The following is a 22,699-nucleotide window of genomic DNA, read 5'->3' as shown; positions in this document are numbered from 1 at the left end:
GAGGCCGAAAGGCGTAGTCGATGGGAACCAGGTTAATATTCCTGGGCCGTGAGATGGTGACGGATCTGAACCGTTGTTCGACCTTATCGGATTGGTCGGGCAGCCTACAGGTCCCTGGAAATAGCCTCTCTATAAGACCGTACCCGAAACCGACACAGGTGGACTGGTAGAGAATACCAAGGCGCTTGAGAGAACCACGTTTAAGGAACTCGGCAAAATGCCTCCGTAAGTTCGCGAGAAGGAGGCCCCATCTGTAGGCAACTATAGGTGGGGGGCACAAACTAGGGGGTGGCGACTGTTTACTTAAAACACAGGGCTGTGCGAAGCCGTAAGGCGACGTATACAGTCTGACGCCTGCCCGGTGCCGGAAGGTTAAAAGGAGGGGTGCAAGCTCTGAATTGAAGCCCCGGTAAACGGCGGCCGTAACTATAACGGTCCTAAGGTAGCGAAATTCCTTGTCGGGTAAGTTCCGACCTGCACGAATGGCGTAACGATCTCCCCGCTGTCTCAAACGTGGACTCAGCGAAATTGAACTGTGTGTCAAGATGCACACTACCCGCGGTTAGACGGAAAGACCCCATGAACCTTTACTACAGCTTCACACTGGCATCAGGATTGTGATGTGCAGGATAGGTGGTAGCCTTTGAAGCCGGAACGCTAGTTCCGGTGGAGGCATCCTTGAGATACCACCCTTCGCACTCTTGATGTCTAACCGCGGTCCGTTATCCGGATCCGGGACCCTGTGTGGCGGGTAGTTTGACTGGGGCGGTCGCCTCCCAAAGAGTAACGGAGGCGCGCGAAGGTGGGCTCAGACCGGTCGGAAATCGGTCGTTGAGTGCAATGGCAAAAGCCTGCCTGACTGCGAGACTGACAAGTCGAGCAGAGACGAAAGTCGGCCATAGTGATCCGGTGGTCCCAAGTGGGAGGGCCATCGCTCAACGGATAAAAGGTACTCTGGGGATAACAGGCTGATGGTGCCCAAGAGTCCATATCGACGGCACCGTTTGGCACCTCGATGTCGGCTCATCTCATCCTGGGGCTGGAGCAGGTCCCAAGGGTACGGCTGTTCGCCGTTTAAAGAGGTACGTGAGCTGGGTTTAGAACGTCGTGAGACAGTTCGGTCCCTATCTGCCGTGGGTGTAGGATACTTGAGAAGAGTTGCCCCTAGTACGAGAGGACCGGGGTGAACGGACCACTGGTGGACCAGTTATCGTGCCAACGGTAGTGCTGGGTAGCTATGTCCGGACAGGATAACCGCTGAAAGCATCTAAGCGGGAAGCCCCCTTCAAAACTAGGTATCCCTTGAGGGCCGTGGAAGACCACCACGTCGATAGGCTGGAGATGTAAGTGCAGTAATGCATTCAGTTGACCAGTACTAATTGCCCGATTGGCTTGATTTGATCCAGTAGTAGACAGACACTCCTACAGATCAAAATCATGCATACGAACACAACTTGACTTGGACGCTCTTTATTCGGTTTGGTGGTCATAGCGCTGGCTATACACCCGGTCCCATTCCGAACCCGGCCGTTAAGGGCCAACACGCCAATGGTACTGCGTCTCAAGACGTGGGAGAGTAGGTCACCGCCAAACCTAATAAAGAGCGTCAATCATCTCTATAACGATACCCCCCCAATCAGACACATCCTTACGCGGGATGGAGCAGCCCGGTAGCTCGTCAGGCTCATAACCTGAAGGTCGTAGGTTCAAATCCTACTCCCGCAACCACTGAAATCTTACCAATTAGCCGCAAAGCCTCCTTAGGGAGGCTTTTTTGCTGTCTATCAACACCTTCCTCGAATGGGGCGGGCCTTCGTCTTCACCGAAACGGTGATGGGGACATGGGGGGCGTCTGCCGTTCACGACGGGCAGGTGGGCGTGCCGCATATGGGGGCCGGGGGCCAATCAGGCCAATGTCCCGATCGAGATGATCGAAGCTACCTATCCCTTGCGCATCCGCCGATACGGTATTGTGTCGGATACCGGTGGGGCGCCATCGGGGTGGAAATTCCTTTATTCGCGAATATGAATATCTTGGCGAAACCGAGGGGCTTATGTCGCTGCGCTCGGATAAACGCGATTACCGGCCACACGGGCTTTATGGCGGGCAAAAGGGGACTGGTCCGGTCAGCCATCTGATCCGAGGGGAAGAAATGATCGAGCTACCCGTGTTGGTAACCGAGCCCTACCCATTGAAGAAAGGAGATATTTTCCGTCATATCTCACCATCCGGCGGCGGGTTCGGCGCTCCTTCGGAGCGGTCGGCCAATGATATCCGGCACGACCTAGAGGCAGGGCTGATCTCGGCGGCAACAGCAATGCGCGATTATGGATATACTGCGTAGGTGCTGGTGGGAGGATCGTGCACCAACGGAAGGAATAGCTGATCCCGGACCGAGCTTGGTCTTGCCCTCCTGAACTAGTCCTCTATCATGCGGGATAAACTATCCCAAAACCTAGACCGCTTCAGGGCGGCAAGGCCAGAGGCGTATCCATCTCCGTGTAGGTGGCGGACATATAGGTTGCGAGCTGGCGGTCGAACGCGTCCAGAAACGCGTCCAGATCGCGGCCGAGAAGCGTGCCGCGCGGGCGAATGATAGAGAAGCCGAAGCTGGTCCGTGCCTCGAATGGTCGTGTCACCCCGCCCGCAGCCGCGTGCAGCCGTCCGGTGCAGGGGTCGGCCACCGAGACCCCCAGACCACGCAGCACCAACTGCGAGGCCAGTGTCGCCAGATGTGAGCGCACCACCACTTCGGGCGGAGTATTCATCTGGCTGAAGGCGCGCTCCATCATCACGCCGGTGGCGGTCGTGTCGTGATATCCGATCACCGCGTGGCCAACAAAATCCTCGAACCGGATTACGTCGCAGGCGGCGAGGGGGTGGCCTGCAGGCATCAGGCAGACATAGGGCAGGTGAACATTACGGATCAGATCGATGTCGTGGGCATGGCGGGTAGGGGCGGTAAATCCAAGCTGACACTGGCGGCTGGCGACCTGCCTGATGACATTGTGGGTCTGCATCGAGTTCAATGTCACGCGGAAATCGGGCTGATGGGGCAGGAGATCGGCCAACGTATCGGCAAGGATCGAATGCGCCAGTGCCGGCATCGCGGCAATCGAGACGGTCGAGCGCCGCCCCAGCCGAATATCGCGCGCGCTTTTCTCGATTGCGGTAAGTCCCACGAAAGAGCGGTTTACCTCGATCGCCAGCTCATGGGCCTCGGGGGTGGGCACGATTTTGCCACCGAAGCGGGTGAAGCGCCGCAGGCCCGTGCGCTCCTCAAGATCGCGGATCAACCGGCTAACGGCGGGTTGCGAGACATTCATGATTTCGGCCGCTCCCGAGACGGAGCCGCATTCGAGGATGATTTGGAAAGCGTCGAGCGCACGTCGGGAGAGGTAGGCCATAATTGGCCTTGCTCCGCTGAAGAGGTGGGCGCGGATGTTGGCGTGCTCTCGCAGGGGCTTTCCGTGTCAGGCGGGAAGGGGGGCTTTGGGGTGGACCAGCTCTGCCGCACGCAGATCGGCCCAGAAGGCTGCGGGGATGGTCTCGCGCAGGGCGGCTGTATCTTCGGCAATCCGCGAGGGGCGGCTTGCGCCGGGAATGACGGCGCTGACCGCCGGATTGGCCAGCGAGAATTGCAAGCCTGCCGCCTTCATCGACACGCCATGTGCTTCGGCAATGGCCAGTATCGCATCAATCCGCGCCTGCATCGGGGGCGTGATGGGGGCATATTCGAAATTGGGTCCGCCAACCAGCGCGCCCGAACTGTAAGGCCCGCCAACCACGATCCCCAACCCCTGAGCATTCACTTCCGGCATCAGCCGTTCAAGCGCGCGACTATGGTCCAGTAGGGTATAGCGTCCCGCCAAGAGCGAGCCATCGGGGCGCGGTCCGTCGAGCGAGAGCAGCAACTCCACCGCTTCGACGCGGTTCACGCCAAGACCCCAAGCCTTGATCACTCCTTCATCTCGCAATCGATCCAGCGTCACGAAGGCGCCTTTGCGGGCCTGATCGAACACGCTGATCCAGTCGTCGCCCCAGAAATCCTGCGCCACATCATGCACCCAGACGATGTCGAGCCGGTCGGTCTGCAGTCGGGCGAGGCTGTCTTCGATCGAGCGCATCGTGGCATCATGGCTGTAATCGCTGATGACCCTGTTTTTGCGCCCATGCGCGAAGACCGGATTATCGTTCGGCTCGGCCATCTCGTCGAGCACGACCCGCCCGACCTTGGTGCTCAGAACATAGTCATCGCGCGGCTTGTCCTTGAGGGCCTGCCCCATACGGATCTCCGCCAGCCCCGCACCATACATGGGCGCATTGTCGAAATAGCGGATCCCGTCGGCCCATGCGGCTTCGACGGTCTCCATGGCTTCGTCTTCGGGGATTGCGCGGAACATATTGCCCAAGGGCGCGGCCCCAAAGCCGAGTTTGCTGGTCAGGAGATCTTTGAGCGCCAAGAGTGATGTCCTTTCGGTCTGCGTGACATCCCGCATCCGCGGGACCTGCGTCGCAGCCTGGCGCAAATCTGCAGCTCGCACAGCAGACGAGCCTGCCCGATTGCAGGAGCATCTTGCCAGATCAGTTCCGCTCGAGCAGCGTCTTGGGCGTGATCCCGTAGGTCTTCTTGAACGCCTTGCCGAAATAGGAGCTGTCATTGAAACCATAGGCAAAGGCGGCCTCGGAGACGCTTTCGACGCGGCGTTCATTGAGTGCGGCATAGGCACAGGCCAGACGCTGGCTCTGCAGCCATGCCATAGGCGTTGTGCCCGCTTCGGTGAACAGCCGCGCCAAGGTGCGCATCGAGACATTCTGGGCAGTGGCGATTTCGGCGAGGCCCAAGCCGCTATCGGCAAGATTGTCACGCATGTAATGCTGGATGCGGCTCAGAAGCCGCTGGTTGCGAGAGCCACAACTTTCTGCGCCAAAGCTTGCACCTATGGCTGCGGTCATCATGTCCAGTACCGAGGTCGAGAAGCCTTGCAGGGCTTGCTCGCGGTCACCCTGCGCCGAGATCTCGGAGGCCTCGACAATCAACGAGGACAGGATACGCCCATAAGGCGTGTCGCCCTTGAGGACGCGACCCGTGATGTCGTCCAGCTGGGTCAGGCGTGCCTGTGCCAGCGCGCGGGGAATGCGCAACGAGACGCAGCGGTAATCGGCATCGGAATGGTGCTGATAGGGGCGGGCGGAGCTGTAGAGGTAGATGTCCCCCGGTCGGGCCCATGTCTCGTGGCCGTTTTGCACCAGCATCGTGCGCCCCGACAGCATTGCCACGGCAAAGAAATCATCGCGCGGATCATAGCGCACATCGCTCAGGCGGCGCTCATAGGTGATCGGGCTCGACGCCACGCGTGAGATCATCATCTGCCCGAAAGGTAGGGCTTCTAAAGTCGCGCTGAATTCCTCGTCTTTGGGTGCACGCCCCATACACGGGGCATAATTCTTGAAGACGAGATCGTTCCAATAGGCGAAACGGTTCTGTGTCTCGATCTGGCTGGTGTCAAAAAGAGCGCTCATTGACCCTCGCGATAGCAACTTGGTTTGGACCGAGTATTTCTTCAAATAGCTGTTAGGTGAATGTCATCTTGGGGAAGATGAGGCGTGCACCCCATCTCCCCCGAGAAGCCGAGCATAATCTGCCGGAAATATAGGCTATAAGCGTAAATTTCCGGCATAAATTAGCCAGTCCGGCGACCAAGCGCGAAGAGGCTTGCCGCAAAGAGAGTCACCAGACCGACCAGCCAGTATTGCCATTCGGTGCCGACCTGCATGAAAGTCGTGGCCGAGAAGGTCAGCTGGATCAGCAATGCGCCGAAGATCGTGGCGATGAAAGATCCCATACCACCGCTGATCACGGCCCCTCCCAGCACCACTGCGGTAATGGCCATGAGCGAATAATTGGCGCCGGTCGTTCCCGAGCCTACCCCCACGGTCGCGGCCAGAATAAGCCCCGCCAACCCGACCAGAAACCCGTTGAGGGCAAAGGCTGCCGGTAGCAGAACCTTGCGTTTGGCGCCGAGTTTGGCCGCCGATGATCCGTCCGAACCCAATGCCCGCAACTTCTTGCCGAAGGCTGTGCGCATGAGCACCAGCTCCAGCCCGACTGCCAGCATCACGGCCACAATGGCGGCCAGTGTGACCGGACCGAAACGCATCAATGCACCGTCAATCAACTTGGCATCGATGATCCCGCCCGGCACCGGGCGCAGATAGAGCGAGAGCCCCTGCAACGCGAAGAAGGCTGCCAATGTGACGATGATCGAGGGAATTCCCAGCACCAATGTGATCAAGCCTTGCAAAAAGCCCATTGCGGTGGTGATGGCCAGAATGCCAATGACGGTAAACACAAGCTGCGTGCCCGAGATGCCGTCCGGGATCCAGAACGACGACAGCACCACGACGAACCCCGCCATTGGCCCGACCGAAAAATCGATCTCGCCTTGCAGGATCAGGAAGAGCTGGCCAAAGGCGATCAAGGCCAGCGTTGCCATCTGGATCTGCACATTGTCGAGGTTATAGGGCGACAGGAAGCGGCTGTTTACCGAGACCGCCGATTGCACGATCAGCGCGCAGGCCAGCGTCAGGATGCCGATGGCAAACCATTTGCTGTCCAGAAGGCCACGCAGCATGCTGCGCTCGCCTGTGGCTGGGCTTTCGGTTTCGCGGCGGCCACCGGCGGTCAGGTTGGCTGCGGTAATCTCGGCGTCATTGACGTGATCGCCCGAAAGCTCGGCTGCAACCTCGCCCCGCGCCATGATTGCCACATGGTCGCACAGCCCCTCAAGCTCTACCCCGTCCGACGAGGCCACGATCACGGCCACACCCTGCGCGGCAAGCGCCCGCAGCTTGTGGTAGATATCGCTTTTCGAGCCGATATCGACGCCTTTTGTGGGCTCGTCCGCGAGGAAGATGCGCGGGGAGCCAAGGATCTCGCGCCCGATCAGCACCTTTTGCTGGTTGCCACCCGAAAGGGCATTGATGGTCACGCCATGAGAGGGCGCCTTGATCCGCAGATCCGTCGTGCGCTCGGCAATCTGGCTGCGTTCTGACAGCCGGTCAATGCGCAGCCCTTCGCCGTTGACACCCGCGCCAAGGTTCTCGGCGATGCTCATCGACATGAAGAGCCCCTCTTTGTGGCGGTCGTCAGGCACATAGGCCACGCCTGCCTCGCGGGCGGCAGCGCGGCTTTGCCATTCGAGGGCTTCACCGTGCAGGGTGACGGTTCCACTATGGGGCGCAAGTCCCGCCAAGGCACGCATCACATCGCGCTGGCCCTGACCCTCGACGCCCGCAAGGCCCAGAATTTCGCCCGGACGCAGGGTGAGGTTGATATTATTGAACCCTTGCCCCGAGAAGTCACGCAGCTCCAGCAGAGGTGCCTCTCCCTGCGCCCCCGCTTTCGGCGGATAGACCTGTCCCACAGGGCGGCCCACAATCATCGATACGATATCGGCGCGGGTGAACGCGTCACGCGGGCGGGTGGCGATCAGTGCGCCATCACGCAGCACGGAAATCCGGTCGGCGATCTCTTCCACCTCGTCGAGACGGTGCGAGATATAGACGATGGCCACGCCACGCTCCCGCAGACGCCGGATCAGCGCAAAAAGCTGGCGGACATCTTCTTCCTTGAAAGGTTCGGTCGGCTCGTCCAGCACGATGATGCGCGGATCGGAGGCCAGCGCCCGCGCGATCTCGACGACATGGCGCTGGCCGATGGTCAGGTCCGAGATGCGCGCATGGGGGTCCGCAGCCAGAGCGCCCGTCGTCACCTGTGCGATCAGCGCGCGCACGCGGGCGGCTCCTTGCGCCCCTTTGAGCGAGGGATCGGCCAGCGACAGACATTCGAGCACGCTCAGATGCGGCGGCAGAGGCGGGTGCTGGAAGGCCACGGCAATCCCGGCAGCCCGGAAGCGGTCGGGATCTGCGCCCTGCATGCGTTGGCCATTGATGACGACCTCGCCCAGCGTCACCGGCAAAACTCCGCAGGCCACCGAGATCAGCGTGGATTTGCCCGCGCCGTTTTCACCGATCACGGCATGGACCTCGCCCGGCGACACCGAAAGATCGACGCCGTCTAGGGCAATGGTCTTGCCGAAATGTTTATGGATGTCGCGCAGCTCCAGCACGGCGGGTTTATCGGACACCGCCGCCTTCGGTCGCGAGGCCGGATCTTTGGGGCGCGGTTGCGGCCGGTTCCGGATATGCCGGATCAGCTGCGGCAGGGTCACGCCTGCCAGAATGATGGCCGCCTGCACGATGGACTGGATGGCATAATCAAAACCCAGCGACACGACGATCTGGTCCAGCAGGACAAGGAACACCGCCCCGATCATCGTCGCCAGCACGCTGCCGCGATCACCGTTGAGAGGGCTACCGCCCACAATAACGGCGGCGACCGTGGTGAGCATATAGGGATTACCCGACAAGAGCGTGGGCGTAACAGCAAGCCCTGCCAGCATTACACCGGCCAGCGCGAAGAGAAGCCCTGCCGTAGTATAGGCCCCCAGCGTGCACAGGCTTACGGGAATGCCCAAGGCGCGCGCGGCATCGGCGCTAACAGCAGACATGAGGAACTGGCGGCCTGGACGGGTGCGCGAAATGCCCCAAGCGAGGGCGGCCCCGAGCAGCAGAAACGCCAGAAACAGCACAGAGACCAGACCGACCCGTGCGCTGGCGATCTGCACAAGCGCTGAGGGGGCCGAGCTGATCGAGCCGCCTGTCATCCAATAGACGAGACCGACCAGCAGGGAATTGGTGCCGATGGTGACAATCAGCGGCGGCACCCGCACAAAGGTGACGAGCGCACCATTGACCAGCCCGATCAGCGCGCCGCAGATCAGTGTCAGCGCCACATAGCCCAATGTCGCCCCGAGCCCTGCATCGCTTGCGGGCAGGGCGGTCATCATGACGGCCGCGACAGAAATGGTGCCTGCCACCGAGAGGTCGAAGCCGCGTTGCTGGATGACCAGATACTGGCCGATCGCGGCAACACCCAGCACCCCGATAAAAGGCGCCATCGCGAAAAGGGAGCCCGCCGACACGGCCCGCGGTGCCAGAACAATCGCCAGTGCCACGAGAAGCACGACACCGAGGGCTGCACGGAAAGCCAGCGTTCCGGTGCTTTCCCGTAAAGTCTGGCGCAGCGCGGCTCCGGTTTGCGGCGTGGGGTCGGGGGCGGCCTGAAGGGAGGCCCCTTGATGATAGGGGTCGGGTGCGGGCATCGGGTGTCTCGTCTTGCAAATGGGTAGAAACAGGCGGGCCCGTATGCAGGCCCGACGGGCGTGGCGGCGGAAGTTTCCTCCCGCCGCGCTATGTTTTATTTGAAGATTGCGATCAGCTGCTCTTTCGACAGAAGCGAGGAGTGCAGCGAGACATCTGCCGGAAGATCAGGGTCACAGACTGGGTGGATTTCGGGATTGTCGGCGGTGCTATCGACCAGAAGATCCACATTGACGATGCTGGGCTCTTCGCTGTCGATATCATTCACCGCCGCAAGACCTTTACGCAGGGCAAGGCGGAAGATCCAGGTCCAGGAGCTGGTCAGACCCATTTCGAGTTTCGGCTCGTTGGGCTTGTTCTCGGTATAGAAGCATTGCGCGCCGTTGGCATCAAGCCCTGTGACGGGCGGCATCGGACGACCAGCGGCCTTGAAGGCCCGCAGCGAGCCCAGAACGCCCACGCCATAATCCGAATACATGCCATCAATCTCGGGATATTTGGCCAGAAGCGCGGTGGTCACTTTCTGGTATTGTGCCGGATCCCAGCCCGAGACAACCGGTCCCTCCAGAACATTGATACCCGGATTATCGGCAAAGACCTTTTTCCAGCCCGGTTCCTGTGCGGTGGTTTGCGGTGCCCCCGGCGAGCCACCCCAGACGATTACATTCCCTTTGCCGTGCAGCTGGTCGACGAGGAATTGCGCATAAACGCTGGCCATCTGTTCCTGATTTGGGGTGACGATGGTGGTGTAATCGGTGCCGATCTTGCCGGGGAAGTTCACGCCCACCTCGATCGGGATCACGACAGAGCCCATGCGCATCGCATCGCGCATGGCGGGGATAGCGGCGGGGCCTGCATCCGGCGGGCCAAGCAGGATGATGTCAAAGCCTTGCGCCGCGAGCGAGCGAATATTGGCCAGTTCTTTTTCGGGGTTGCCCTGACCATCGGCCAGACCGACCTCGGTGATGTTGGGGCATTTCGCGGCCTCGTCCTTGAGTTCCTCGAATTTCATCTGCCGGTTGGCATTCATGAAACCGACCGAGAGCGCCACTTTGATGGGCTTGGTGCCACAGAATTTCGTGACATCCTCGAAATCGGCTTCGGTGCCGACCTTATCGGAGTTGAGATTGGCGGCATGCGCCGCACCGGCCACAAGAAGGGCAGCGGCCACCGCGCCCGCGCGCTGTGTCAGGGTCTTGAAATTCATGATGTCTCCTGTTGGAAGAGCGTTTACGGGGCTTTTGCCCCTTTTGTTATTCAGTTGGCTTTGGGGAAAACCGCGCGGCGCGAGAGCGGCAGAGAGATCATCGTTTCGAAATCGATGAATTTCGCGCTGTCTGCCATCACCTCGGGGATAGCCCAGCATTCCTCGGCCTGTTGCTCTGTCTCGAAGCTGTAGATCGAAATGGCGTCATATTCGAGATCGCCCTCGGTCACATAGCGCGCACCCGCGCTGGCACTGGCGGCAGGGAAATGCTCGTAAGAAATCAGGCCGCGATTGGTGATATGTTCCAGCATCAGCGGGCCATGGCGGTCACGGTAATACGCCTGAAATTCCTCCAGCGACATGCCGGGTTTGCGGCGGAAAATCATTGCGACAGAATACATTGGCTGTCCTCGGTGTTGGGTGTCTATTTGCTATGCGGCCCCTTTCGAGATCGGGCCGTTCCCCTATGGCTAGCAATTGGCGTGGCGCTGCGCCCGTACCCTGTTGCCAGATTGCGGGATTCTCTTGCCAGCCTTAGTCTCTGGCTGCCACGCGGCCATGATCTTGGCAAAATGCTCCCGTTTTCGGGCAATCTCGTCCGGTCGCATCCGGTGTCCGCGCTTTATCAAAGGTCCGAACACCGATTGGAGATATAGATGCCGCATTCCCCGACACCCGCGCCCCAAACGTCCCCCGCCCCCAAAACGTTACGCCTGAAGATGGCGCAATGGCAGGGCGGCAATCTGCCTGCCTATCATTTCGGAGCCGAGTTGCTGGCATGGCTGGCACCACCCTCCGACACACCGATGGTCGAAGTGCCCATCGATCCGCCGAGCGCCGATCCTTTGCCGCTCGAGGATGGAATTCTCGCCAAAAGCCGCGTGCTCGCGCAGGCCAGATCCGCCCGCGCGCTGATTGATGCCCATGCGCCCGACCGTCTGGTTGTATTCGGCGGGGATTGCGGCGTGGATCTGGCGCCCTTTGCCTATCTCAACGAGAAATACGAGGGTGATCTGGCGATCCTCTGGGTCGATAGCCATCCCGATATCATGACGCCCGCCGAGTTCGAGCGTGCCCATGCGATGGTGCTTGGTGCGTTGATGGGGCAGGGCGATCAGGATCTGGCGGATATCGCGGCACGCAAGGTTGAGCCTGCACAGGTGGTTTATGCCGGTATGGACGAGATGAGCCCGCTCGAGCGTGAGCGCCTGACGGATTGGGGGATACCGTTTATCGGGCCGGATCAGCTGGCTGAAACCAGCGCGCCGGTATTGGACTGGCTCCGTCAGAGCGGGAAGAAACATGTTGCGATCCATCTGGATCTGGATGTGCTCGACCCGAAGGGGTTCCGCTCGCTGCTGTTTAACAAACCCGGTAGTGACAATGCCGAATGGGCAGACACGCCGCAGGGCCGCATGAGCCTTGCGCAAGTGGTGCGGCTGCTGCGCGATGTGGCTGGAGAGGTCGAGATTGTGGGGCTGGGTATTGCCGAGCACCTGCCGTGGGACGTGATGAACCTGCGCGACATGCTGGCAGAGCTGCCGCTTTTATCGGACTAATGGCAAGGGGCGCCCAATTGGCGCCCCTGTTTTATATGCAGGCGTGACAGATCGGGTTCATTCAGCGGCCGCGCGGCTTTCCGCTCCCGCCTGTAAAAGCCCCACGACCTCTTTCGTGCTGCGGATATCGGCATAGACCGGATAGAGACTGTCCAAGCTGCCGTTATGCTCGTCATCATTCAGCGCCGCATTACCGTCAGAGATGAAGATCACCTTATAGCTCAGCTGATGGGCGTCACGGGCCGTTGCCTCGGAACAACAATTGGTGACGGTGCCGGTAATCAGAACCGTGTCTATATCGAGATCCTCCAGAACCCTCTGCAGATCGCAGGTGCCTTGGATGAACCCGCTGAAGCGGGTCTTGTCGAGGATCGCCTCGCCCTCGGCGACATCGAGACCCGGCCATAGAGCGTGATCATGTTCGCCCGCGGTGAAGCCTTTTTTCAGACCTTCGGAGAATGGCGTGCCAAGCATCGACCCATACCAGCTATTCCACTGCTTTTTCTCATCGGGATCATAGGTATAGCGCAGGAAAATATTGACGCCGCCCGCCGCGCGGACCGCTCGCGAGAGGTCATTGACATTAGGGACGATGTCTCGCGCGACAGGCACCTCGGAGACGGCACCTTCTTCCATGAATCCGTTCTGGAGATCGACGATGATATGCGCCGTGCGCGAAGGATCAATGGTCTCGAAGGCATGGTCGCGGCCATTGCGGTTATGCTTGCCCCGAGCCAGGGAGGCGGGGGTCATCTTAATGTTATGCATCTGATTTCCTTTCTTGTTATCAGGGTTCGAGACCCCGGTGCAGACGGGCCTAGCGCAAGCCTGACCGAGTTTACAAACTCGGCTCGGTCAGTGCATGTCGCGGTGGATAGGCGGGTATGGGTTGTACTGTTTGCCTTGGTAAAAGCGGGTGTTTGCCGGAACTCTGGGCTGCGGTCGCGGGCAATGGATCAGAGGCGTTCCTCCGTTTTGGCATCGAAGACCGAAAGACGCGCGGCGTCATACCACATCGTTACCCGCTCGCCGGAAACCGGCACGGGCGACCAGTCGGAGGGCAGTTTGACCGACACGGTCGCCCCTGAAAGTTCCGCCCACAGAAGCGCATCGGCTCCCATGCTCTCATGCACCGAGATCGTCATTGTTGCGGGGCAATAGCCCTCTTCCGGCTCGGGTTGCAAATGTTCGGGGCGCAGGCCCAACGTCACCTTATGGCCGTTTTGTGGCGGTTCCATGAACGGATAGCGGGTCAGATCAAGCGTGCCTTTTGCCGTTTTCAGGTCGATCTTGCCATCGCGGACCAGTAATTCTCCCTCTATGAAATTCATCCCTGGAGAGCCGACAAAACCCGCCACGAATTTATTGACCGGCCTGCGATAAATCTCGTCGGGGGCATCGAGTTGCTGGATCACCCCGCCTTGCATAACGGCAATCCGGTTCGCCAGCGTCAGGGCCTCGACCTGATCATGGGTCACATAGATCATGGTCGTTCCGAGCCGGGCATGGAGTTTCTTGAGTTCGACACGCAGTTCGGTGCGCAGCTTCGCATCGAGGTTGGAAAGCGGTTCGTCGAAGAGGTAGACATCGGCATCGCGCACCAAGGCCCGCCCGATAGCCACACGCTGGCGCTGGCCGCCCGACAGCTCTGCCGGACGGCGCTGCATCAGCGGTTTGAGCTGCAGCATCTCGGCCGCGCGCGCCACGCGTTCGCGGATTTCGGGTTTGGGCAGGCGCGCCATCTCCAGCCCGAAGGACATGTTCTGTTCGACCGTCATCCGCGGATAGAGGGCATAGGATTGGAACACCATGCCGATCCCGCGATCCTTGGGTTCGGCCCATGTCACATTACGATCCCCGATCCAGATCTGGCCGCCGGCCACATCAGTGAGGCCCGCCACCGCGTTCAGCAGCGTGGATTTTCCGCAACCGGACGCTCCCAGCAGCACGAGAAATTCTCCGGGTTGGATATGGAGGTCGAGATTACGGATAACCTTATGTGAGCCAAAGGCGATATCGAGGTTTTTGATCGAGACTTGAGACATTTGCGGATTATCCTTTGACAGCGCCTGCGGCGATGCCGCGCACGAACCAGCGTCCGGAGACGAAATAGACGAACAGCGGGACAATGGCCGTGAGGATTGTTGCGGCCATATGGACGTTATATTCCTGTGCGCCCCTCGCGCTATTGACGATATTGTTGAGCTGCACGGTCATCGGCAGGTTGTCCGCCCCTGCGAAGATGAGGCCGAAGAGGAAGTCGTTCCATACGCCTGTCACCTGCAAGATGACCGCGACAATGATGATCGGCGTCGACATCGGCAACACCACACGCCAGAAAATGGCCCAGAACCCGCCGCCATCGACCCTTGCGGCCTTGAACAGGTCCATTGGCAGGCTGGCGTAATAGTTGCGGAACAACAGCAGCATGATCGGCATCGCGAAGATGGTATGCACGGCTACGATGCCGCCCAGATTGCCATAAAGCCCCACCGTCGAGAGCACACGCACCAGCGGATAGATGAAGACCTGATAGGGCACGAACAGGCCCAGAAGCAGCCCGCCAAACAGGAGCTTTCCGCCTTTGGGACGCCAGAAAGACAGCGCGTATCCGGTGATCGTCCCCAGCATGACAGGCAGTGCCACCGAAGGCACGAGGATGAAGACGGAGTTGACGAACCCGCCCTGTAGCCCGTGACAGCTGAGCCCCGTGCACGCGCTCTGCCAGGCGGTTTTCCACGCGCCGAGGCTCGGGTGCTGGGGCAGGGCGAAGATCGAGCCCTGACTGATTTCGGGCAGCGTTTTCAGCGAGGTCGAAACCATCACATAAAGCGGAAAGAGAAACAGCAGCCCCGCCAGACCAAGGCATCCATAAAGTGCCAGCCGCCGCAGGTTAAGCCGGTTCGGGCGCAGGCCCTCGGCGTGGCTCGGATAGAGATCCTTCATGATTTGGCCTTCCGCGCGCGATGGGATTGGACATAGAGAACGGGTGCAAGGGCTGCGATCATGGTGGCCAGCAGAACGACCGAGGCCGCTGTCGCAAGGCCAAGGTTCGACCGCCCGAACAGGTAATCCATGATGAATTTTGCAGGCAGTTCCGTGGCATTTCCCGGCCCGCCACCGGTCATGGCAACAACGAGATCGTAGGATTTGATCACCGCAACCGACAGAAGCACGGTCGAAGACACGATTGAGGGTCTGATCAGCGGCAATACTACGCGCAGGTAGTAGCGGCTTGCCGAGGCCCCGTCCACGCGGGCGGCTTTCCACAAATCACCATCGACGCCGCGCAGCCCTGCCAGCATCAGTGCCATCACCAGCCCCGAGGCTTGCCAGATCGCGGCGCCCGCAAGCACATAGATCGCACGATCGCGGTCCACCAGCCAGTCGAAGGTGAAACTGCTGAACCCTAGATCCTGAACGGCTTTCTGCAGACCAAGTGTCGGGTTGAGCACCCATTGCCAGACCAGCCCCGTCACCACGAAGGAGACCGCATAGGGGTAGAGGAAAATCGTGCGGAAGAGACCTTCGCCTTTTACCTTCTGGTCCAGCAGAACCGCCAGCAGGAAACCGATCACCAGACAGCCGATGATGAAGATCCCTCCATAGACGACCATATTCTCGAGAGATTGCGTCCAGCGGCTCGAACTGAACAGGCGCCGATACTGGCTGAGCCCCGCAAAATCATTGACAGGGATAGAGCGCGAGGTGGTGAAAGACATCCGCACCGTCCAGACGATGGTCGCGAGATAGGCCCCGATCAGGATGAACCACCCCGGCAGCAGCGCGACCTGTCGGCTGATATGTCTGTAATATCGTGTCATATTTTAGCCCTTTGTGATCCGGTAGCGCCGCGCGGCCAGACAGCCGCGCGGCGCCCACCCTCACTGGAAGTCGGCGAAGACGTCTTGCAGCTCGGCTGCGAGATCCTCGGCGCTGGCACCGGTGTCGACCCAGAAATTGTCGAGGACATCGCCGATGCTACCTGCCACATCGCCCGAGAGCATCGCGGGATAGGCCGGCACGCTGCCGGCGGTTTTGGCCTGCGCAAGCGCCTTGGTCGAGCACATGTCAAGATCGGGCATCTGCGCATCCGTGCGCATGGGCAGGGCGCCTTTCGTGGTGGCGAAGGCCACCTGCGTGTCAACCGAGGTGACGGTCTTTGCCAGCAACGCCTGCGCCTCGGTGGGTGTCTTGCTGTCATTCATCGCAGGGAAGATCATCGCATCGCCATTCAGCGAGACGGGGGTATCATTCACGCCGATGCTGCACAGGATATCTTTGCCCGGCACCACGCCTGCCGCATCCAGTTCGCCCTTGACCCAGCTCCCCATGAAGAGGAAGGCCGCATCGCCCTTCATGACAAGCTGCGTCGAGAGGTTCCATTCGCGCCCCGCAGCCCCCTGATCGGAATAGTCGCGCAGACGGGCGAAAATCTCTGTGGCTTCGGTGAAGCTCGGGTTGTCGAACACCTGCGGATCGACTTTGTGGAACTGCATATAGGCTTCGGTATCGAGAGAGGCGAGAACAAAGCCGAAGAGGTTTAGATCCCAGTACCATTTACCCGGATGGGCATAGGGGATGATACCCTTTTCCTTCAGCTTGTCGCCATCGGCAAAGAATTCGTCCCATGTCTTGGGAGGCTCGGTCTCGCCAATGGCGGCCAGTGCCTTGGGCGAGGTCCACAGGAAGTTGTTCACCGCCATGCCGACCGGAGCGCCGTAAATATGGCCGTCAACGGTGACAGCCCCCATCAGCGCTTCGGGCACAACATCTTTCCAGCCCAGATCTTTCGCCAGATCATCGAGATTGGCGAAATAGCCGGCGCGCGCCATATCCTGATATTCAAGCACGGATGTTGCGACCATCGCAGTGGGTGGGTTGCCGGCTTGCACGCGCGTGGTAAAGGCTGCACGGGCGGCGTCGGTGCCCGCCACCGCGCTATCGATCCAGTGGCCGCCCGCTTTGTCATAGGCATCGGCAAGCACCCGCGCCGAGGCGGCCTCGCTGGAGGAGGTCCAGAAATGGATGACTTCGGCATCTTGTGCATAGGCGGCAGCCGTGAGGCAGGTCAGCGCGGCACCGGCAAGCAGGCCAGCCCTGAGCGGGGAGTTCAGCATGGTCTTCTCCTGTTGGGTTTGTTTTATGGGGTCGGGCGGCGCGTCAGTACCGCGCCTGACCCTGTCCGCAGAACGCATCGACGGGCGAGCTTGCGACGAACGGCGTTTTGCCGGTCAGCGCGTCGACCACAGCCTGCTGCATCTCGGGCAGGGTGGAATAGGCGTTTACATAGGTCGGCACACGCGGCGCATCATAGAGGAAATAGGGATGCCCGAAGCCCACCATGACCGTCGGGATATCGTGCCAGGGCCGTTCGGTGGTCCGGAAGAAGTCGCCCATCATACGGAACCAGTCGATATAGATATGGCTCTTCATATTCAGCGATTCATCGGCCATCAGATAGAGCACAAGATCGGTTTTGGCCGGATCATAGGTCGGGCCCTCGAATGTGTCCTTGTCATAGACCTGCACCTCGAAACCTTCGGCGCGCAGCATATCGGCGACGTCCAGAGGTTTGTTCTCCCAGCCCATCAGCGCGTTGCGGATGCCGGTCTCGATGATCAGGACGCGCTTATGCGTCTGCGGCGAGACCGGAAGCGTCTTGTTGACATCCTTCACCAGCGTGGGGGCACGGCGGAAGGCTTCCTCGGCAAGCGCTGCATCCTCGGGCTGGCGCAGGCGGGCGCGGGCCGTTTCGGCAGTAGCCGGACGATGCGTGCCATCGAGAAGCCCGACCACGGTCTTGAGCGCCAGAACCCGCGCGACCGCCTCGTTCAACCGGCTTTCGGGCAGCGAGCCGCTTTCAACCGAGCCGCGCACCTGTGCCATATCCGCCTCGGGGTCGAGCGAGAACAGAATCACATCACAGCCCGCGCGCAGCACTTCGGTGGGCATTTCGCGATGCGAGATCCATGCGCTCATCCCGCCCATTTCGGTCGCATCCGATACGACGATGCCGTTAAAGCCCATTTCCTCGCGCAGAAGCCGCGTGGTCAGTGCCGGATTGATCGAGGCGGGACGATAGGCGTCAATCCCGCAATCGGGATCAATGGACTGCATATAGGCAGGAAAGCCGATATGGGCCGACATGATCGACAGCACGCCCGCATCGAAGGCCGCGCGATAGAGACGCCCGAAACTCGCCTGCCATTCCTCGAGGCTCAGCGGGTTCTGGGTGGTGACCAGATGCTGGTCGCGGTCATCATAGCCTTCACCGGGCCAGTGTTTGACGGTAGCGGCGATGCCGTTGCTCTGGAGCCCCTCGATATGAGCCAGCGCGTGGCGCTCGATCCGCGCGACATCGCTGCCATAGGAGCGCGATCCCACGATAGAACTGCGGAAGGCCGCATTGATGTCGATCACCGGCGTGAACGACCATGTGACGCCCATCGTGCGGCCCTCCCGGGCCATCAGCGCCGAGCAGGATCCGGTCAGTGCCGGATCGTCGACGGCAGCAAACGCCATCTGGTTGGGCACCTTGGTGCCAAAGGCAAAGCTCAGATGGCTGCCCTCCATATCGGCGCTGACCAGGGGTGGAATGGGCAGGCTGTCGAAGATGCGCTGCATCTGGGTCGTTTCGCGGTCCAGATCGTCACTGAAAAACCGCGTCACCCCGCCAGGTTTCATCTTCAGCACCAGCTCCAGATCTTCCGGTTTGTCGCCCAGCAGGATCAGGAAGAAGACCTGTGCCACGCGGTCGGCAAGCGGCATGGTGTCGATGCGGGATCGGATATCGGCGACCTGCGCATCGGTCAGATTGAACGGCGCGGCCTTGAGGCTTTCGTAGATGGTCATGGGGCTATCGGTTCTCGTGGTTCGTGAAGGCGTCGCCTGTCGGACACAGGCGTCATGATCACGAGCCTAAGAGGAACCTTGTCACGGGGTCTCGGACCAGATGGCCAGAGCATAGGACGAGAGGGACAAAGGTCCGGTGCTGTCTATTGCTGATCGAGAAGCGTCTTGGGCGGGAAGCCATAGACCTTCTTGAACGCCCGCCCGAAATACGAACTGTCGTTGAAGCCGTAGGTGAACGCGGCTTCGCTGACATTGTCGACGCGTCCTTCCGCCAGCGCCGCATAGGCCACGGCAAGGCGTTGCGATTGCAGCCATGCCATAGGTGTTGTGCCCATATCTGCAAACATGCGCGTGAGCGTACGGGTAGAGATACCCTGTGCCTGTGCAATATCGGCCAGCCCCAGTTCTGGGTCTTCGAGATTGTCACGCATATAGCGCTGAACGCGCAACATCAGCTTGCGGCCGCGCGAACTGAGATCCTGCCCTTCGCAGGTGCCCGCACTGATTGCCGCTGCGATCAGATCCAGCACTGAACTCGAGAACCGCTGGATTTGTCCTTCGGCATCGTCATGTGCGGCCAAGGCGATCCCTTCGTGGATGAGCGCTGTGACGATGCGGTTATAGGGGCTATTGGCCTTGAGAATACGCCCGTTCATGTCATCGGCCCGTTCCAGCCGCCCCAGTGCGAGCGAGCGCGGGATCCGCAGGGCCATACTCCGATAGGGCGTCTCGGTATGGTGCTGATAGGGATAGGCCGAGCTGTAAAGATAGATGTCGCCGGTATTGGCCCAGACCTCGCGGCCGGATTGTCTGAGAAAGGTCCGACCGGCAAGCATGATGATCGCGTGGTAATCATCTCTGGATGAGAGAGAAATATCTGCAGGGCGCCGGTTATAGGTGATTGGACTGGAGCGGACATCACTGATCACCATCGGTCCGAACTGGGCCAGATGGAGTTGCGCCTGAAAACTTTGCCTGTCAGCTGCAGTCCCGACACAGGGCGCATAGATCTTATGAACCACGTCCTCCCAGAAAGAGAGCTGTTCGGCGGCCGCGACCTGCGTGGTGTCATAAAGCGGGGACATGTACTTCACTCGTTCAGGGAATGGCCCGAGACTGGAGAGCGGACGCTTATTTGTTAAGCGTCTATCTTCGGTTTCGGCGAGTAATGGCAGACATATGGCGTTAGGGCGCTGATAGAATAGACAGAACGCCGCGTTTTGCGCGAAAGACGGGCGGCCCCTGTTCGAAGACAGCCAAATAGTATGTGCTTAGCTCGGTGCGATTGTATGCGACGTCCCTGCCAAACCTACGCAAAAGCGGCTGACCTGACCCCAGCTGTGCCTACCAACTCTGGACCACCCGAAGCTGGAGTTTCGGACCTTTGATCATGATGGCGGGCGGCTGGGTTCGTCGAGACAGTATAGCGCGCTCGGGATTGTGTATCCGATGGCGCGATGTGGTCTGTCCTCGCTGTAGCGTCTACGCCAATCCTCCAGCTTTTCGCCCGTGTCTTCAAGGCTCAAGACCCCATATGCGTTCTGGCATTCGGACCTGAATGTGTTGAAGGCGAGGCGGGATCAGCAAACAGGCCGGGAGACTTTACAGGCCCCGACGCAAGATGAAGCCGTTATCCGTCGGCTTCCCGGTCGTAAGAAGTGCGGCGCGACGTTATTGCATCGGCCCATAGATCGAGGCCTCGGCAAAAGAGCTCACGGCCCTTATCGACTCTTATCGTTTTCGGATGGCCCGTTTTTGCGCAGACCTTTACCAATATCTGGATGACATCGTCGCCGCGGTAGCTGAAGCGGGCCTCAAAAACGGGGTAGGCGCGCGGGTGTGTGTCGACCACCGTAACACTGCGCAACTTCTGCCCTGGAGCGCTTGCGCGATTTTTCTGGAGCTCCGCCTATCCGGTGTCTTGTTCCGCAATTGCATGCCCATAGCCTTGTAAACATTGAAGGGTCTTTTAACCCTGTGATGCCAAGCTTCGCGATCAAGGAGGAAATGCAAGCGCCGATACCCCGACCGGACACGCGTTTCGTAACTCTCCTTGCTGCGCGCCTTTGACGCTGCCGGAACGGAGAGCGGTCGCTTGATCAGTCCAAACGCGGGGCTCCGCACGCCTTGCGGATCAAGAGCGCGCAATCTGTGCACATCCCGCAAACGAGTGTAGGCGACCGCTCCGGTGCTTGCGAACTTTCGCCGGATGACTTCCGTTCGCGGGTATACTCGAACCGGTGGCGTTCCCCGCGTCCCCTCTCGCAGCCCAGCGTCGGGCCTGCAAGGATCTTGAGACGCGCATTCTCGTCTTCAAGCAACTTCAGCCGCTGCATTTCGTCAGGCAGCAAACCACCGAACTTTTTCTTCCGATTGAAATATACCGACTGACTGATGCCGATCTTCCGGCATAGCGCGGCGACAGGCATTCCGTCTTCATCTTGCCCAGCTAGAGAAGACTGCCAGGAAACTCTAGCTTTACATGGTCAGGTTTTCAGCAGGTAGATCAACTCTCCGGTGGTGCGCGCTATTGTGATGTCGCCTGATCTGCTCGTCTGAATGGACAACGTCTACTCCGTGCCCCCAGAACCATCCCACCGCTACCGCAATGGAGTTTGTGACCGCCGTTCTCATCAACTCTCATCGACGTGATAAATGGTTAATAGCCAAATTTTCCTATGTCCTTTAATTGGACATCATATCCATTATTCGGTCATTACGTGGAGATTCTTATGTTACGCAATCAGTTCGATCGCCGTACGGTCCTTGCCGCGGGAGCCTTAAGTGCCCTCGCACCTGCTGCAGCCAAGGCGCAATCAGCAAAAACTGAAGGCCAGGCGGCGACCAAGAAAGCTGTGCCGAAGATCGCGCTCGAAGAACATATTATCTTCCCAGATTTTGTGGAATATCTAGCTGAAACAAAACAGAATATTCGTTCTGACCTGTTCGATAAGGTGGTCCCTATTCTAGAGGATTTCGGCGACAGGCGCCTTGAGGCAATGGATCGGAACGGCATTGCTTACTCGGTGTTGTCTATCTCGGGGCCAGGGGTGCAGATCGAACCCGATCACGCCAAAGCAGCAAAACTTGCGAAATCGGCCAACGACCGGCTGGCCGCGCAGGTCCAGAAACAGCCAAAACGTTATGGCGGCTTTGCCCATCTGGCATTGCAGGATCCGGCAGGTGCGGCGGATGAACTGGAACGTTGTATGACAGATCTCGGCTTTCAGGGCGCGCTGATCAATGGAGAAACCAATGGCGAATATCTCGACCATCGCCGTTTCGACGTGTTCTGGGAGCGCGCCGCGGCGCTGAAGGCGCCAATTTATATCCATCCAGGAAACCCCGCAGGCAAGTCGGCTGCCTATGCCGGGCATCCCGAGCTTTGGGGGCCGACCTGGAGTTGGGCGGCCGAGACCTGTACCCATGCGCTTCGACTGGTCTTCAGCGGTGTCTTTGACCGCTTTCCCGATGCGCGGGTTATTCTTGGGCATATGGGTGAGACGCTTCCCATGCAACCGTGGCGTCTAGATAGCCGCTACCCGATCTCCAACACAGCTTTCGAGATTGAAAAGAAGCCCTCCGAGTATCTACGCAATAACCTTTGGCTGACGACGTCTGGCGTGTGCGACGACGTGGCGCTGCGCTGTGCGCTTGATAATATCGGCGGAGATCGCGTGTTGTTCTCGGTAGACTATCCCTTCGAGAAACCCGAAATCGCGGCCAAGTGGATCGATAATGCCGAGATCAGCGAGGACGAGCGCTTCGCTGTTTCGCAGGGCAATGCGGCCAAGCTGATGAATATCTCGCTTTAAGCCCAATGGGATTGATTGGCCCTTTCTTCCTGCCGTG

Annotated in this window: 18 protein-coding genes, 1 tRNA gene and 2 rRNA genes (1 of these 21 only partly in view); 6 read left to right on the top strand and 15 right to left on the bottom strand. The window is 59.7% G+C overall.

Annotated features, from left to right (window positions below; genetic code table 11):
• From ABEB22_RS16310 to ABEB22_RS16295, 4 genes are all read left to right on the top strand, one after another.
• Nucleotides 1-1,400 (top strand): 23S ribosomal RNA (locus tag ABEB22_RS16310); it begins 1,431 nt to the left of the window's first position.
• Nucleotides 1,401-1,478: 78 nt separating this feature from the next.
• Nucleotides 1,479-1,593, top strand: a 5S ribosomal RNA gene (gene rrf / locus ABEB22_RS16305).
• Between the two features lie 58 nt (nt 1,594-1,651).
• A tRNA-Met gene (locus tag ABEB22_RS16300) sits at nt 1,652-1,728 on the top strand.
• A 257-nt stretch (nt 1,729-1,985) separates the two neighbouring features.
• Nucleotides 1,986-2,345 carry a hydantoinase B/oxoprolinase family protein gene (locus ABEB22_RS16295; RefSeq protein WP_349295827.1) on the top strand — a complete coding sequence of 120 codons (360 nt, stop codon included), beginning with the start codon at nt 1,986-1,988 and terminating at the stop codon, nt 2,343-2,345.
• Between the two features lie 121 nt (nt 2,346-2,466).
• On the opposite strand, the gene ABEB22_RS16290 is transcribed toward ABEB22_RS16295, so the two are convergent.
• The 6 genes from ABEB22_RS16290 to ABEB22_RS16265 form a co-directional block, all read right to left on the bottom strand.
• Entirely contained in the window at nt 2,467-3,408 is a 942-nt protein-coding gene (locus tag ABEB22_RS16290; RefSeq protein ID WP_349295433.1) for a LysR substrate-binding domain-containing protein, read from the bottom strand.
• Nucleotides 3,409-3,474: 66 nt separating this feature from the next.
• On the bottom strand, nt 3,475-4,464 hold the full coding sequence (locus ABEB22_RS16285; RefSeq protein ID WP_349295432.1) for an aldo/keto reductase: 990 nt from the start codon (nt 4,462-4,464) through the stop codon (nt 3,475-3,477).
• Between the two features lie 121 nt (nt 4,465-4,585).
• Nucleotides 4,586-5,524, bottom strand: coding sequence for a helix-turn-helix domain-containing protein (locus tag ABEB22_RS16280; RefSeq protein ID WP_349295431.1), 939 nt, complete (start codon nt 5,522-5,524; stop codon nt 4,586-4,588).
• Nucleotides 5,525-5,685: 161 nt separating this feature from the next.
• The gene (locus ABEB22_RS16275) at nt 5,686-9,228 is read right to left on the bottom strand and encodes an ATP-binding cassette domain-containing protein (protein ID WP_349295430.1); all 3,543 of its coding nucleotides are present in this window, start codon (nt 9,226-9,228) and stop codon (nt 5,686-5,688) included.
• Between the two features lie 95 nt (nt 9,229-9,323).
• A complete protein-coding gene (locus ABEB22_RS16270; protein ID WP_349295429.1) occupies nt 9,324-10,433 on the bottom strand; it encodes a substrate-binding domain-containing protein in 1,110 nt (369 codons plus the stop codon).
• 50 nt (nt 10,434-10,483) lie between these two features.
• Entirely contained in the window at nt 10,484-10,834 is a 351-nt protein-coding gene (locus ABEB22_RS16265; protein ID WP_339114687.1) for an EthD domain-containing protein, read from the bottom strand.
• A 255-nt stretch (nt 10,835-11,089) separates the two neighbouring features.
• Between ABEB22_RS16265 and ABEB22_RS16260 the strand changes: the two genes are divergently transcribed.
• Nucleotides 11,090-11,992 carry an arginase family protein gene (locus ABEB22_RS16260; RefSeq protein WP_349295428.1) on the top strand — a complete coding sequence of 301 codons (903 nt, stop codon included), beginning with the start codon at nt 11,090-11,092 and terminating at the stop codon, nt 11,990-11,992.
• Between the two features lie 57 nt (nt 11,993-12,049).
• Here the strand turns inward: ABEB22_RS16260 and ABEB22_RS16255 are convergent, their stop codons facing one another.
• From ABEB22_RS16255 to ABEB22_RS16215, 9 genes are all read right to left on the bottom strand, one after another.
• On the bottom strand, nt 12,050-12,760 hold the full coding sequence (locus ABEB22_RS16255) for a cysteine hydrolase (protein WP_339114685.1): 711 nt from the start codon (nt 12,758-12,760) through the stop codon (nt 12,050-12,052).
• Nucleotides 12,761-12,948: 188 nt separating this feature from the next.
• A complete protein-coding gene (locus tag ABEB22_RS16250) occupies nt 12,949-14,037 on the bottom strand; it encodes an ABC transporter ATP-binding protein (RefSeq protein WP_339114684.1) in 1,089 nt (362 codons plus the stop codon).
• Nucleotides 14,038-14,044: 7 nt separating this feature from the next.
• Nucleotides 14,045-14,938 (bottom strand): carbohydrate ABC transporter permease, encoded by an 894-nt coding sequence (locus ABEB22_RS16245; protein WP_349295426.1) that lies wholly within the window; start codon nt 14,936-14,938, stop codon nt 14,045-14,047.
• Complete coding sequence (locus tag ABEB22_RS16240; RefSeq protein WP_339114682.1) at nt 14,935-15,816, bottom strand: sugar ABC transporter permease; 882 nt, start codon at nt 15,814-15,816, stop codon at nt 14,935-14,937. The genes ABEB22_RS16245 and ABEB22_RS16240 overlap by 4 nt, the downstream gene beginning before the upstream one ends.
• 60 nt (nt 15,817-15,876) lie before the next feature.
• Entirely contained in the window at nt 15,877-17,112 is a 1,236-nt protein-coding gene (locus ABEB22_RS16235; protein ID WP_349295425.1) for an ABC transporter substrate-binding protein, read from the bottom strand.
• Nucleotides 17,113-17,155: 43 nt separating this feature from the next.
• Entirely contained in the window at nt 17,156-18,847 is a 1,692-nt protein-coding gene (locus tag ABEB22_RS16230) for a glycoside hydrolase family 3 N-terminal domain-containing protein (protein ID WP_349295424.1), read from the bottom strand.
• 143 nt (nt 18,848-18,990) lie between these two features.
• Complete coding sequence (locus tag ABEB22_RS16225) at nt 18,991-19,932, bottom strand: AraC family transcriptional regulator (protein ID WP_339114679.1); 942 nt, start codon at nt 19,930-19,932, stop codon at nt 18,991-18,993.
• Nucleotides 19,933-20,235: 303 nt separating this feature from the next.
• Nucleotides 20,236-20,373 (bottom strand): integrase core domain-containing protein, encoded by a 138-nt coding sequence (locus tag ABEB22_RS16220; protein WP_406871171.1) that lies wholly within the window; start codon nt 20,371-20,373, stop codon nt 20,236-20,238.
• A 573-nt stretch (nt 20,374-20,946) separates the two neighbouring features.
• The gene (locus ABEB22_RS16215; RefSeq protein WP_406871170.1) at nt 20,947-21,276 is read right to left on the bottom strand and encodes a transposase; all 330 of its coding nucleotides are present in this window, start codon (nt 21,274-21,276) and stop codon (nt 20,947-20,949) included.
• Between the two features lie 303 nt (nt 21,277-21,579).
• On the opposite strand from ABEB22_RS16215, the gene ABEB22_RS16210 reads away from it, so the two are divergent.
• Nucleotides 21,580-22,662 carry an amidohydrolase family protein gene (locus tag ABEB22_RS16210; protein WP_339114678.1) on the top strand — a complete coding sequence of 361 codons (1,083 nt, stop codon included), beginning with the start codon at nt 21,580-21,582 and terminating at the stop codon, nt 22,660-22,662.
• Nucleotides 22,663-22,699: the final 37 nt, after the last annotated feature.

Source organism: Thioclava sp. 'Guangxiensis' (assembly GCF_045348365.1).
GTDB lineage: Bacteria > Pseudomonadota > Alphaproteobacteria > Rhodobacterales > Rhodobacteraceae > Thioclava > Thioclava kandeliae.
Note: the sequence above shows the minus strand (reverse complement) of the source record. Positions and strands in the feature narration are given on the sequence as shown.

Coding starts and splice junctions, on each gene's coding strand:
- ABEB22_RS16210 (WP_339114678.1), top strand. CDS start 21,580: ATGTTACGCAATCAGTTCGATCGCCGTACGGTCCTTGCCGCGGGAGCC.
- ABEB22_RS16260 (WP_349295428.1), top strand. CDS start 11,090: ATGCCGCATTCCCCGACACCCGCGCCCCAAACGTCCCCCGCCCCCAAA.
- ABEB22_RS16265 (WP_339114687.1), bottom strand. CDS start 10,834: ATGTATTCTGTCGCAATGATTTTCCGCCGCAAACCCGGCATGTCGCTG.
- ABEB22_RS16250 (WP_339114684.1), bottom strand. CDS start 14,037: ATGTCTCAAGTCTCGATCAAAAACCTCGATATCGCCTTTGGCTCACAT.
- ABEB22_RS16270 (WP_349295429.1), bottom strand. CDS start 10,433: ATGAATTTCAAGACCCTGACACAGCGCGCGGGCGCGGTGGCCGCTGCC.
- ABEB22_RS16290 (WP_349295433.1), bottom strand. CDS start 3,408: ATGGCCTACCTCTCCCGACGTGCGCTCGACGCTTTCCAAATCATCCTC.
- ABEB22_RS16235 (WP_349295425.1), bottom strand. CDS start 17,112: ATGCTGAACTCCCCGCTCAGGGCTGGCCTGCTTGCCGGTGCCGCGCTG.
- ABEB22_RS16215 (WP_406871170.1), bottom strand. CDS start 21,276: ATGCCTGTCGCCGCGCTATGCCGGAAGATCGGCATCAGTCAGTCGGTA.
- ABEB22_RS16230 (WP_349295424.1), bottom strand. CDS start 18,847: ATGACCATCTACGAAAGCCTCAAGGCCGCGCCGTTCAATCTGACCGAT.
- ABEB22_RS16225 (WP_339114679.1), bottom strand. CDS start 19,932: ATGTCCCCGCTTTATGACACCACGCAGGTCGCGGCCGCCGAACAGCTC.
- ABEB22_RS16245 (WP_349295426.1), bottom strand. CDS start 14,938: ATGAAGGATCTCTATCCGAGCCACGCCGAGGGCCTGCGCCCGAACCGG.
- ABEB22_RS16280 (WP_349295431.1), bottom strand. CDS start 5,524: ATGAGCGCTCTTTTTGACACCAGCCAGATCGAGACACAGAACCGTTTC.
- ABEB22_RS16275 (WP_349295430.1), bottom strand. CDS start 9,228: ATGCCCGCACCCGACCCCTATCATCAAGGGGCCTCCCTTCAGGCCGCC.
- ABEB22_RS16255 (WP_339114685.1), bottom strand. CDS start 12,760: ATGCATAACATTAAGATGACCCCCGCCTCCCTGGCTCGGGGCAAGCAT.
- ABEB22_RS16240 (WP_339114682.1), bottom strand. CDS start 15,816: ATGACACGATATTACAGACATATCAGCCGACAGGTCGCGCTGCTGCCG.